The sequence below is a fragment of the Neorhizobium sp. LjRoot104 genome, assembly GCF_964253725.1.
In the GTDB taxonomy this organism is placed as follows: domain Bacteria; phylum Pseudomonadota; class Alphaproteobacteria; order Rhizobiales; family Rhizobiaceae; genus Neorhizobium.
The window spans coordinates 4,184,888-4,197,080 of record NZ_CAXURS020000001.1 but is presented as its reverse complement, the minus strand read 5'-3'; the positions used below and the strand labels follow the sequence as shown (position 1 = coordinate 4,197,080).

Sequence of the window (12,193 nt, the reverse complement as noted above, 5' to 3'; positions counted from 1 at the left end):
CTTACGCATGCGCCGCGGGGAAGAGGCCGCGCGGCTTGACCGCGAGAATGACCGCCATGACGATATAGATCAGCATCGAGGCCGCGGCGCCGCCGATCATGCCGGCCTGTGCCGGGGCAACGAACAGCGCCAGCAGCTTCGGCAGCAGGAAACGGCCCATCGTATCGGTGACGCCGACCAGCAATGCGCCGAGAAGCGCGCCCTTGATCGAGCCGATACCGCCGATGACGATGACCACGAAGGCGAGGATCAGCACCGGTTCGCCCATGCCGACCTGCACCGACTGCAGCGCGCCGACCATGGCGCCGGCAAGACCGGCAAGGGCCGCGCCGAGGGCGAAGACGACGGTATAGAGCGTGCGGATATCGACGCCTAACGCACCGATCATCTCGCGGTCGCTTTCGCCGGCGCGGATGCGCATGCCGAGACGGGTCCTTGAGATCAGCAGGTAGAGCCCGAAGGCGACGATCGCGCCGGCAAGGATGATCGCCAGGCGGTAGACCGGGTACTCCGCGCCGCCCGGCAGCGCCACCGCGCCCTGCAGAAGCGGCGGGATATCGAGATAGAGCGGGAAGGAGCCGAAAATCCAGCGCGTGCCTTCCGAAAACATCAGGATCAGCGCGAATGTGGCGAGCACCTGGTCGAGGTGGTCGCGGTCGTAGAGCCTGCGGATGACCACGAGTTCGACGATCGCCCCGGCCGCCGCCGCCGCGGCGAGACTGGCGATCAGGCCGATCCAGAACGAGCCGGTCCAGGCCGCCACGGTGGCGCAGGCGAATGCGCCGACCATGTAGAGCGAGCCGTGAGCAAGGTTGATCAGGCCCATGACGCCGAAGATCAGCGTCAGCCCGGCGGCCATGAGAAACAACATGACGCCGAGCTGCAGGCCGTTGAGCAATTGCTCGAGAGCGAGTGCCAAAGTCACAGGATGACCTTAGATCTTGCAGTCTTTGGCATAGGCATCGCCGTGGTCGGAGAAGATCTTCTCCACCGTCTTGTTGGTGATGACGCCGTTGTTCTTCACCACTTCCGTCAGGTAGATGTCCTGGATCGGATGCTGGTTGGTGTTGAACTTGAATTTTCCGCGCGGCGACTGGATATCCGCCTTCTTCAGTTCGGCGCCGAAGGCATCGGCGTTCTTGACGCTGGCCTTGGAAGCCGCGGCAACGATGAGCTGGGCCGCGTCATAGGCCTGGACGGCATAGATGGACGGCAGGCGGTTATATTCCTTCTGGAAGTCCGCCAGGAACTTCTTGCTTGCGGCGTTGTCGAAATCCGGAGCCCACTGGCCGGAGGCCTTGGCGCCGACCGCGGCGTCACCGATGGCCGGCAGGACGTCCTGGCTGAAGGAGAAGCCCGGGCCCATGACCGGGATCTTTACGCCCGACTGGGCGAACTGCTTCATGAAGGCGATGCCCATGCCGCCGGGCAGGAAGACGAAGATGCCGTCGGCACCGGAGGCGCGCATCTGGGCGATTTCGGCCGCATAGTCGGTCTGGCCGACCTGGGTATAGACCTCGGCGGCGAGCTGGCCCTTGTAATAACGCTTGAAGCCGGTCAGCGAATCCTTGCCGGCCGGATAGTTCGGGGCGAGGATGAACATCTTCTTGTAGCCCTTGTTGGCATATTCGCCCATGGCTTCATGAAGGTTGTCGTTCTGGTAGGCGGCGTTGAAATAGAGCTTGTTGCAGTTGGCGCCGGCAAGTGCTGCAGGCGCCGCATTGGTCGATACGTAGAACTTGCCCTGGGCCACCGCGCTCGGAGCAACCGCCATCAAAAGGTTCGACCAGACGATGCCGGTGAGGATATCGACCTTGTCGCTCTGGATCATCTTGTCGGCGATCTGCACGGCCAGTTCCGGCTTCTGCGCATCGTCCTCGGTGACGACGGTGATGTCCTTGTTGCCGGCATTCTTGATAGCCAGCATGAAACCGTCGCGCGTATCGATGCCGAGGCCGGCGCCGCCGCCCGAAAGCGTGGTGATCATGCCGATCTTCAAGGGCTCGGCGAAAGCCATGCCGGTGGTGCTCATGCTCAGCGCCAAGGTGGCCGCGGCAAGGATTTTCTTCATGTGACGAACTCCCGTTTGTTTTTGTGTCGTTCCCGATGCCTTCGACGGACTTGAACATCCGCCGGGTCTTCTTTGTCTTCCACATTTGCGTGGAAACTTCCACTCTGGATATACGGTGGAATTCAACAGTTATTCACTATGGTTACGCCGGGGGCTTCTGCTTCAGGCGGAAGCGCTGGATCTTGCCGGACTCGGTCTTCGGCAGCGCATCGGTGAAGACGACCGAGCGCGGATATTTGTAAGGGGCGATCACCGCCTTGACGTGATCCTGCAGGATCTTGACGAGCAATTCGCTTGCCTCGAAGCCTTTCGCCAGCACCACATGCGCCTCGACGATCGTGCCCCGCGCCTCGTCCGACGCACCGATGACGGCGCATTCCAGCACGGCATCATGCTTCAGAAGCGCTGCTTCGACTTCCGGGCCGGCGATGTTGTAGCCGGCCGAGACGATCATGTCGTCGGAGCGGGCGGCGAAGTGGAAATAACCGTCCTCGTCCTCGACAAAACTGTCGCCCGTGAGGTTCCAGCCGTCCCTGACATAGTCCTTCTGGCGGTCGTCGGCGAGGTAACGGCAGCCGATCGGTCCCTTGACCGCCAGCTTGCCGATCGTGCCGCGCGGCACTTCGTTCATGTCGTCATCGACAACGATCGCCTCGTAGCCGGTGAGCGGCTTGCCGGTGCTGGCCGGCTTTGAATCGCCGAGCCGGTTGGAGATGAAGATATGCAGCATTTCGGTGGCACCGATGCCATCGAGGATCGGCTTGCCGGTCTTCCTTACCCACTCGTCGAAGACAGGGCCGGGCAGGGTCTCGCCGGCGGACACGGCGATACGCAGTGACGACAGGTCGGCGCCGGCATCCATCGCCGCCAGCATGGCGCGATAGGCGGTCGGCGCGGTGAAGCTGATCGTCGCCTTGTAGGTCTCGATGATCTCGATCATCTTCGGCGGCGTCGCCTGCTCCAGAAGGGTCGCGGCCGCGCCGAAACGCAAAGGGAAGACCGCGAGGCCGCCGAGCCCGAAGGTGAATGCGAGCGGCGGGGAGCCGACGAAAACGTCGTCCGGCGTGACGGAGAGCACTTCCTTGGCATAGGCATCGGCGATGATCAGGATATCGCGGTGGAAATGCATGGTCGCCTTCGGCACGCCGGTGGAGCCGGAGGTGAAGCCGAGCAGGGCGACGTCGTCGCGGCCGGTCTTCACCGATTCGAAGCGCACGGGCTTGTTGAGTGCCGCGCGATCGAGTTCGGCATCATGATTGGCGGTGCCGTCGAAGCCGATGACCTGCTTGAGGAACCGGCTTTCCTTGGCGCAGGCGACAAGTTCGTCCATCAGGCGCGTATCGCAGAGCGCGATCGAAATCTCCGCCTTGTCGATGATCTTGGCGAGCTCACCGGTCCGCAGCATCGGCATGGTATTGACGACGACGGCGCCGGCCTTGGTTGCCGCCAGCCAGCAAGCGACCATGGCCGGATTGTTGGCGGAGCGGATGAGCACCCGGTTGCCGGGCTTCAGGCCGTAATCCTCGGTGAGGGCACGGGCGATGCGGTTCGTCCAGTCGGACAGTTCCTTGTAGGTGCGGCGGCGGCCATTGCCGATCAGGGCTGTGTTGTCGCCGAAACCGCGCTCGACCATGCGGTCGGTGAGCTCGACGCCTGCATTCATCCATTCCGGATAGTCGAAGCCTTCTAGCTTGATCTCCGGCCACTGTTCGAAGGGCGGAAGATTGTCGCGGGCAAACGTATCCTGATGGCCTGACGGTCCCAGCATATTTATGTTCCCAAAGTCATTTTTATCGTTGCGGCTTTTCGCCTTTCATTCAAAAAAGCACTGCTGGATTCAGGTTGCAAGAGAGAAATTTTAAGTTTGTAATAATTTTCCGGGGCGCCGTTTTTGCCGCCTACCGAATTGCCGTTGACAAAGGCATAGTGCAAAAATGCGCCTAAAAAGCACTGAAAAGGGAGAGAAAAGCCAAATGCGCCATAAGATTAGCGACTGGGACAATGCCTATGCGAACGGCATCAATATTCCCCAGGGCGACCGCTGGCCGGCCGCCTGGGTGGAGCCTGCGCGGCTATATCGCGAGACGCTCACCGTTACCGGCAGAGCAAGGCTCGGGCTTGCCTATGGTGACAAGCCGCGCAACCGCTTCGATCTTTTCTTGTCGGAAGGCGCGCCCAAAGGTCTTGTCGTTTTTGTGCATGGCGGTTTCTGGATTGGTCTCGATAACAGCTATTGGTCGCACTACGCCCGCGGCGCCGTGGAGCGTGGCTATGCGGTCGCGATGCCGATGTACACACTGGCGCCGGAAAACCGCATTGCAGAAATCACTGTGGAAATCGGCAGCGCGATCGAAGCCGCGGCGAAGGAGATCGACGGACCGATCCGGCTGATCGGACATTCCGCCGGCGGGCATCTGGTGACGCGGATGATTTCCGCCACCTCGCCACTGCCGGAAGCGGTTCGCAGCCGTATCGCCAACGTCGTCTCGCTTTCCGGCGTGCATGACCTGCGTCCGCTCCTCACCACCAAGATGAACGAGAAGCAGCGGATCGACCGGAACGAAGCCTATCGCGAAAGCCCCGCCCTGCTTGAGCCGTTGCCGGAAGCGCGGGTGACCTGCTGGGTGGGTGCCGGGGAGCGCGCCGAGTTCATCCGCCAGAACGCGCTGCTGGCCAGCATCTGGAAAGGGCTGGGCGCCGAGACGGAAGCCGTCGAGGAGCCGGACAAGCACCATTTCACCATTCTCGACGGCATGGAGGATGCCGGCCACCCGTTGATGGATGCGCTGTTTTCCTAAAGCGAAGCGGCGGCGCGGGCGGCCTGGTCGTAATGGCCGGACAGGGCGCGCAGGCGCGCCGCCATGGCCGACAGGGTTTCGCCCGAAACCTCGGTGGCCAGCACCGATTTGACCAGCAGTTCCTCGCGCACCGCCGCATATCGCCTGCAGGCCCCGGCGCCCGCCTCCGTCACCATGACCAGCTTTTCCTTGCCGCGGCGGCCGGATTTGATCAGCTTCAGGCGTTCGAGCTTCTTCAGCGCGTAGGTCACCACATGCGTATCCTCGATGTTGAGGACCAGCGCGATATCGGCCAGCGTCTTGGCCTTGTTGCGGCTGTTGATATTATGCAGCACGAGGATATCGATCGGCGAGAGGTCCGGCACGCCGGCAGCCGACATGCACCGCACCATCCAGCGGCTGAAGGCGTGGTTCAGCATGATCATGCCGAATTCGATCTCCGACAGCGACGGCAATGCGCCGCTCGCCAGATGGCCAGAGGAAACGATCGGGCCGAATTCATTCTTTTCGGATGACATGATTTTTCCTCCCGGGACGAGTGCGCCGCAGGCGGATGCCTGCGGCGCCCCTCAAATCACATCTTCTTGTAGGCGTCCAGAATGGCGGCACCGTCAGCGCCGGCCTTCTTCGACCAATCCTCGGTCAGCTTGGCGCCGACATCGGCGAGACCCTTCTTGAGATCGGCGCTCGGTTCGAGAACCTTCATGCCGTTCTTCCTGAGGGTTTCCATGTAGGCGGCGGTCTTTTCGGCACCGAGCGCCCAGCCGCGAGTTTCTGCGGCAGCGGCTGCATCGGTGACGGCCTTCTGGACGGCCGGATCGAGCGCCGCAAAGGCTGCCTTGTTGACGAAGATGACGTTCTTCGGGATCCAGGCCTGGGTATCGTAATAGTGGGTCAGCGATTCCCAGATCTTGCTATCGACGCCGGTGGCGCTCGAGGTCATCAGGCCATCGACGACGCCGGTTGCGAGAGCCTGCGGCAGTTCGGCCGCCTGGACCGTGACCGGCTGGGCACCGACGAGATCGGCGATGCGCGAGGTGCCGACGTTGTAGGCGCGCCATTTCAGGCCCTTGAGATCCGCCGTGCTGTTGACGTCCTTCTTCGTGAAGATGCCCTGCGGCGGCCACGGCGTCGCATAGAGGAGCTTGAGACCCTGGGCGTCGAGCGCCTTTTCGATTGCCGGCTTGGAGGCGGCATAGAGCTTCTTCGATGCGTCGAAGCTGGTTGCCAGGAACGGCACGACGTCGATGCCGAAGACCGGGTTTTCATTCTCGTGCAGCGAGATCAGCACTTCGCCGGCCTGGGCCTGGCCGGTCTGGACGGCGCGCTTGATGTCCGGCGCCTTGAAGAGCGAGGCATTGGGATGGACGGTGATCTTCAGCTTGCCGCCGGAGGCCGTCTCCACGTCCTTGGAGAACTGCATGAGGTTCTCGACATGGTAGTTTGCCGGCGGATAGGCCGACGGCAGGACCCAGGCGGTCTGGGCAAAGGCGGTGCCGGAAGCGGCGAGCAGCGCTGCGCCGGCGAGGCCCGAGCGAACAAGTTTGGATATCATTTTCCTCATATCGGTTCCCTTTTTTCTCTCTCTAGTTACCCCGGGAAAGCCATTTTCGGCAGAAACATCACGATATCCGGGAAGATCGTGAGGATGGCGACGGTCGCCAGAAGCAGGAAGAAGAAGGGCAGCGCCGCGCGGGCGACCGTGAGGCTGTCGCGGCCGCTCATCGTCTGCAGCACGAAGAGGTTGAAGCCGACGGGCGGAGTGATCTGCGCCATCTCGACCATCAGCACCAGGAAGATCCCGAACCAGATCAGGTCGAACCCGGCCTGCTGGATCATCGGCAGGACGACCACCGTGGTCAGGACGATCATCGACAGACCGTCGATGGCGCAGCCGAGCAGGACATACATCAGCGTCAGGACCGCAATCAGCGCATAGGGGCTGAGATGAAAGCTGTCCACCCATGCCGCAAGCGCGTTCGGAATGCCGGTATACCCCATGGCAATCGACATGTAGCCGGCACCCGTGAGGATCAGCATGACCATTGCAGTCATCCGCGTTGCGCCCATGACGCTTTCGACGAAGCTCTTCCAGGTCAGCGCCTTTTGCCAGGCTGCAATGACGAGTGCGCCGAGAACGCCCCAGGCGGCGCATTCGGTTGCCGTCGCCCAGCCCAGCATCAACGCCGAAAAGACGGTCAGGATGAGCAGCGCAAGCGGGATGAGGTTCAACGTTTCCCTCAACTTGTTCGCGAACGACGTTTTCGGCGCCCGCGCCGGGCTCTTGTCCGGGTTCATCAGCGACCAGACGATGATCGCCCCCATATAAAGGGCCATCACGATGACAGCCGGAACGAGCCCCGCCATGAACATCTGGATGATCGAGACGTTTGCGGCAACGGCATAGACGATCATCGGGATCGACGGCGGGACCAGAAAACCAAGCGTACCCGCACCGGCGAGAGATCCGAGGCTGATCGTCTCGTCGTAACCGCGCTTCCTGAGTTCCGGCAGGGTGATCTTGGCGACCATCGCCGTGGTTGCCGCGGATGATCCCGAGACGGCTCCGAAAAGCCCGCAGCCGAGAACGTTGACGTGGATCAGCCGGCCCGGAAGCCAGTTGAGCCAGGGCGACAGGCCGCGGAACATCTCGTCCGACAGCCTCGTCCTGTAAAGGATCTCCCCCATCCAGATGAAGAGGGGCAGGGCGGCAAGGCTCCATGACGCGCTGCCGCTCCAGGCGTTGGTCGCCATGGCCGCACCGATCTGGATGCCGGCCGGAGCGAACTGCATGGCAATGAAGCCGCAGATGAGCAGGGTGACACCAATCCAGACCCCTCCCCCGAGGAGAAGCAGCATGGCGCCAAGGATTAAGCCGGATATCTCGACCAGATATGTGGTATCCATGATCAGACCCCACTTTCCATGACGCGTTCGATGATCTCTTCCTTGGTGGTCGGAGCCGGTTTTTCGTATCGTGGCGCGCCTCCGAACAGGAGATGCAGGAGTTCATCCACGAAGGCGATCTCCAGGACGACCAGTCCAATGGACATGCCGATCTGGGGGATCCACAAGGGCACGGCGATCACGCCCTGCGAGACGTCATTAAATTTCCAGGACGTCCAGGTCATGTCCACGGCATACCAGGCAAAATAACCGACCGCCAAAGTGCCGATCGCCGTGCAGCAGATTTCGATGATACTGCGCGTGCGGCCACCGATCCTGTCGATCAGCAGTCCCATGCGAATAAGTTCCGCGGAGCGGAACGTATGGGCAAGCGCCAGAAACGCGGTCGCGGCCATGCACCAGGCGGTGAAATCGTCGCCGGCTGGGATGTCGATGCCGAGCGGGCGCCCCGCCGACAGGGACAGCATGATCACGAATATCCCGACAAGAAAGGCCCCGCCCAGGTAACCGGCGGCAAGATACAGGCCATCGAGACCCCGCCGGACGGGCTCTGGAAAGACACTGTGACGCGGATCAATGGAGGACATGGATCGTCCTCCCGTGAAAGGATCGGCAAAGCGACATGATCGGCTCCCCTCGGTTGCCGGTTGTTGGGATGGATGCTCTTTGCGGCATTCTTACCCGTTATAGAGCAGGATGCTTCAAAAGGCATTTTCTTGTCAACTAATCATTGACGTTTTATCGATGAAATGTTTTCGTTAGGGCAATCGAGTTTCTAAAAAGGTGGGACATGACACAAGCGAAGTGGGATTTCTGGATCGATCGCGGCGGCACGTTCACCGATATCGTCGGCCGGAAGCCGGAGGGCACGCTCGTCGCCCACAAGGTCCTCTCCGAAAATCCGGAGGCCTACCGCGATGCCGCGGTGCAGGGCATCCGCGAGCTTCTCGGTGTCCCGGCCGGCGCCGCCATCCCCGCCGATGCGATCGGCGCGGTGAAGATGGGCACGACCGTCGCCACCAACGCGCTGCTGGAGCGCAAGGGTGAGCGCACGCTGCTTGTCACCACCCGCGGCTTCCGCGATGCGCTGGCAATCGGCTACCAGGCGCGCGCCGACATCTTCGCCAAGAAGATCATCAAGCCGGAACTGCTCTACAAACAGGTGGTCGAGGTGGACGAACGCGTCCGCGCCGACGGTACGATCGAGGCGGTACCGGATGCAGGGACGATCCGAGGCCAGCTGCAGGAACAGTATGATGCCGGCTTCCGTGCCGTCGCCGTCGTGTTCATGCATGCCTATCGTTACCCGGCTCACGAACAACTGGTGGCCGGGATTGCCCGCGAGATCGGCTTCACGCAGGTTTCCGTCAGCCATGAGGTTTCGCCGCTGATCAAGCTGGTCGGGCGCGGCGATACGACCGTCGTCGATGCCTATCTCTCGCCGATCCTGCGGCGCTATGTGGAGCAGGTTGCCGGCGAACTCGGCACCGGCCTCGACGCGGCCGACAAGGATGGCGCGCAACTGATGTTCATGCAGTCTTCCGGCGGGCTGACCGCGGCGCGGCTGTTCCAGGGCAAGGATGCGATCCTGTCCGGTCCCGCCGGCGGCGTGGTCGGCGCGGTCGAGACCTCGCGGCTTGCGGGTTTCGACCGGATGATCGGCTTCGACATGGGCGGCACGTCCACCGACGTGTCACATTATGACGGGGAACTGGAACGCTCCTTCGAAACCGAGGTCGCCGGCGTGCGCATGCGGGCGCCGATGATGTCGATCCACACGGTGGCCGCCGGCGGCGGCTCGATCCTGCATTTCGAGAACGGCCGTTTCAGCGTCGGCCCGGATTCGGCCGGTGCCAATCCCGGTCCGAAGGCCTATCGCCGCGGCGGGCCGCTGACGGTTACCGACGCCAATGTCATGCTCGGCAAGCTGTCGCCAAAGCTTTTCCCGGCGATCTTCGGCCCCAACCGCGACCAGCCGCTCGATGCGGATGCCGTGCGCGCCGCCTTCGAGGACATGGCCAGGGTGATCGGCGACGGCCGTTCGCCGGAAGAAGTGGCCGACGGGTTCCTGGCGATCGCCGTCGAGAACATGGCGAATGCGGTCAAGAAGATCAGCGTCCAGCGCGGCTACGACGTCACGCACTATGTGCTGACCTGCTTCGGCGGTGCCGGTGGCCAGCATGCCTGCCTGACGGCCGATGCGCTCGGCATCTCGACCGTGATGATCCACCCGTTTTCGGGCATCCTTTCGGCCTATGGCATGGGTCTTGCGGATATCCGCGCCACCCGCCAGCGCACGGTATCGCACGAGCTCGCGGCGGCGCTGGAAATGCTCGGCGTCATCCGCGACGAGCTGACGACCAGCGTGCTGGAGGAAATGTCGTCGCAGGGCGTCGCCGGATCGGAAACCGAGGTGCTTCACCGCGCTCATCTCCGCTACCAGGGCACGGATACGACCTTGCCCGTAACTCTCGCCGATGCGGCGGAGATGACACTCGCCTTCGAGACGGCCCACAAGAAGCAGTTCGGCTTCATCTTCGAAAACCGCGAGATCATTTTCGAGGCCTATGAGGTCGAGGCGATCGGCGGCGGCGCCGATTCCGACGAACCGGCATTCGAGACGGACGACCGGGCGCCGACCGTGGCCGAACAGACGAAATTTTTCTCCGGCGGGGCATGGCGCGAAGCGCCGGTCTACCGCCGCGCCGACATCCGTCCCGGCGCCAGAGCCAGCGGCCCGTGCCTGATCGTCGAGCCGCACCAGACCATTGTCGTCGAGGATGGCTGGGCTTTCGAGATCACCAAACTGAATCACGTGGTGCTGAAGCGCGTCGCGGAGCTTTCCCGCGCTAAACCGATCGGCACCCAGGCCGACCCGGTCCTGCTCGAAGTGTTCAACAACCTGTTCATGTCGATCGCCGAGCAGATGGGCGTGACGCTGCAGAACACTTCGTCCTCGGTCAACATCAAGGAGCGGCTGGATTTCTCCTGCGCCGTCTTCGACGCGGACGGCGCGCTGGTGGCGAACGCTCCGCATATGCCGGTGCATCTCGGCTCCATGGACCGCTCGGTCGAAAGCATAATCGCCCAGAACCAGGGCAAGATCCGCCCCGGCGACGTGTTTGCGCTGAACGCGCCCTACAATGGCGGCACGCACCTGCCGGATATCACCGTCGTGACGCCGGTGTTCGACGCGGACGGCAAGAATATCCTCTTCTACGTCGCCTCGCGCGGACACCATGCGGATATCGGCGGCACGGCGCCGGGGTCGATGACGCCGCTGGCAACGACCGTCGATGAAGAGGGCGTGCTGTTCGACAACGTGCTGCTCGTCGATCGCGGCCGGTTCGACGAAGCGGGCATCACCGATCTTCTCTCCAACCACCCCTATCCTGCCCGCAACGTCGCCCAGAACGTCGCCGACCTGCGCGCCCAGATCGCCGCCAACGAAAAGGGCGTGCACGAAATGCGCAAGATGATCGCGCAGTTCGGGCTCGACGTGGTGCGGGCCTATATGGGCCATGTGCAGGACAATGCGGAAGAGAGCGTTCGTCGCGTCATCGAAAAGCTCGGCGATTCGGAATTCTCCTACCCGACCGACCAGGGCAGCGTCATCCAGGTGAAGATCACCGTCGACAAGGCGAAGCGCGAGGCAACCGTCGACTTCACCGGCACCAGTCCGCAGAAAAAGAACAATTTCAACGCACCGGAGCCGGTGACCCGGGCAGCGGTGCTCTATGTCTTCCGCGTCATGGTCGAAAGCTCCATTCCGATGAATGCGGGATGCCTGCGGCCGATCCGGATCATCGTGCCGGAAGGCTCGATGCTGAAGCCACAATATCCGGCGGCGGTCGTCGCCGGCAATGTCGAGACCAGCCAGCATGTGACGAATGCGCTGTTCGGCGCGCTCGGGGCGATGGCGGCAAGCCAGGGGTCGATGAACAACCTCACCTTCGGCAATGCGACCTACCAGTATTACGAGACGCTGTGCTCCGGTTCGCCGGCCGGCGTCTTCAATGACGGAACCGGCTTCGAGGGCACGGATGCGGTGCATGTGCACATGACCAATTCCCGCCTCACCGACCCGGAAATCCTGGAAACGCGTTATCCGGTGCTGCTCGAAGATTTCCACATCCGCGAAAACTCCGGCGGCAGGGGCAAGTTCTCTGCCGGCAATGGGACGAAACGCACCATCCGCTTCCTCGAAAAAATGGATTGCGCCATCCTCTCCTCGCACCGGACGATCCGGCCGCACGGGCTTTCGGGCGGCGAAACGGGCGAGGTCGGAAAGACCACGGTGCGACGCCTGGACGGCACGTTCGAAGAACTCGGCGGCTGTGCCCAGACGGTCATCGAGGCGGGCGAAGCGGTAACCGTTCAGACGCCGACGGCCGGAGGCTATGGCAAAGCGGACTGA

General features: G+C 62.6%; 9 protein-coding genes. 2 read left to right on the top strand and 7 right to left on the bottom strand.

Annotated features, from left to right (window positions below):
• Position 1: 1 nt before the first annotated feature.
• From ACSQ8R_RS20490 to ACSQ8R_RS20480, 3 genes are all read right to left on the bottom strand, one after another.
• Positions 2-925, bottom strand: coding sequence for a branched-chain amino acid ABC transporter permease (locus tag ACSQ8R_RS20490; RefSeq protein ID WP_436255057.1), 924 nt, complete (start codon positions 923-925; stop codon positions 2-4).
• Positions 926-934: 9 nt separating this feature from the next.
• Positions 935-2,071 carry an ABC transporter substrate-binding protein gene (locus tag ACSQ8R_RS20485; protein WP_436255056.1) on the bottom strand — a complete coding sequence of 379 codons (1,137 nt, stop codon included), beginning with the start codon at positions 2,069-2,071 and terminating at the stop codon, positions 935-937.
• Between the two features lie 142 nt (positions 2,072-2,213).
• The gene (locus ACSQ8R_RS20480) at positions 2,214-3,839 is read right to left on the bottom strand and encodes an AMP-binding protein (RefSeq protein WP_436255055.1); all 1,626 of its coding nucleotides are present in this window, start codon (positions 3,837-3,839) and stop codon (positions 2,214-2,216) included.
• Between the two features lie 205 nt (positions 3,840-4,044).
• Between ACSQ8R_RS20480 and ACSQ8R_RS20475 the strand changes: the two genes are divergently transcribed.
• Positions 4,045-4,869, top strand: a complete 825-nt coding sequence (locus tag ACSQ8R_RS20475; RefSeq protein WP_436255054.1) for an alpha/beta hydrolase — start codon at positions 4,045-4,047, stop codon at positions 4,867-4,869.
• Here the strand turns inward: ACSQ8R_RS20475 and ACSQ8R_RS20470 are convergent.
• The 4 genes from ACSQ8R_RS20470 to ACSQ8R_RS20455 are packed head-to-tail and all read right to left on the bottom strand — an operon-like array spanning position 4,866 to position 8,363.
• Positions 4,866-5,387 (bottom strand): winged helix DNA-binding protein, encoded by a 522-nt coding sequence (locus tag ACSQ8R_RS20470; protein ID WP_436255053.1) that lies wholly within the window; start codon positions 5,385-5,387, stop codon positions 4,866-4,868. The two genes, ACSQ8R_RS20475 and ACSQ8R_RS20470, sit on opposite strands and share 4 nt — an antisense overlap.
• A gap of 56 nt (positions 5,388-5,443) precedes the next feature.
• Positions 5,444-6,424, bottom strand: coding sequence for a TRAP transporter substrate-binding protein (locus tag ACSQ8R_RS20465; protein WP_436255052.1), 981 nt, complete (start codon positions 6,422-6,424; stop codon positions 5,444-5,446).
• 35 nt (positions 6,425-6,459) lie between these two features.
• The gene (locus ACSQ8R_RS20460) at positions 6,460-7,776 is read right to left on the bottom strand and encodes a TRAP transporter large permease (protein WP_436255051.1); all 1,317 of its coding nucleotides are present in this window, start codon (positions 7,774-7,776) and stop codon (positions 6,460-6,462) included.
• Positions 7,777-7,778: 2 nt separating this feature from the next.
• Entirely contained in the window at positions 7,779-8,363 is a 585-nt protein-coding gene (locus tag ACSQ8R_RS20455) for a TRAP transporter small permease (protein ID WP_436255050.1), read from the bottom strand.
• A gap of 203 nt (positions 8,364-8,566) precedes the next feature.
• On the opposite strand from ACSQ8R_RS20455, the gene ACSQ8R_RS20450 reads away from it, so the two are divergent.
• Complete coding sequence (locus tag ACSQ8R_RS20450; RefSeq protein WP_436255049.1) at positions 8,567-12,193, top strand: hydantoinase B/oxoprolinase family protein; 3,627 nt, start codon at positions 8,567-8,569, stop codon at positions 12,191-12,193.

What these genes read in the sequence shown, in the direction of transcription:
- ACSQ8R_RS20480 (WP_436255055.1), bottom strand. Translation starts at nt 3,839, where the DNA reads ATGCTGGGACCGTCAGGCCATCAGGATACGTTTGCCCGCGACAATCTT.
- ACSQ8R_RS20455 (WP_436255050.1), bottom strand. Translation starts at nt 8,363, where the DNA reads ATGTCCTCCATTGATCCGCGTCACAGTGTCTTTCCAGAGCCCGTCCGG.
- ACSQ8R_RS20465 (WP_436255052.1), bottom strand. Translation starts at nt 6,424, where the DNA reads ATGATATCCAAACTTGTTCGCTCGGGCCTCGCCGGCGCAGCGCTGCTC.
- ACSQ8R_RS20450 (WP_436255049.1), top strand. Translation starts at nt 8,567, where the DNA reads ATGACACAAGCGAAGTGGGATTTCTGGATCGATCGCGGCGGCACGTTC.
- ACSQ8R_RS20475 (WP_436255054.1), top strand. Translation starts at nt 4,045, where the DNA reads ATGCGCCATAAGATTAGCGACTGGGACAATGCCTATGCGAACGGCATC.
- ACSQ8R_RS20460 (WP_436255051.1), bottom strand. Translation starts at nt 7,776, where the DNA reads ATGGATACCACATATCTGGTCGAGATATCCGGCTTAATCCTTGGCGCC.
- ACSQ8R_RS20470 (WP_436255053.1), bottom strand. Translation starts at nt 5,387, where the DNA reads ATGTCATCCGAAAAGAATGAATTCGGCCCGATCGTTTCCTCTGGCCAT.
- ACSQ8R_RS20485 (WP_436255056.1), bottom strand. Translation starts at nt 2,071, where the DNA reads ATGAAGAAAATCCTTGCCGCGGCCACCTTGGCGCTGAGCATGAGCACC.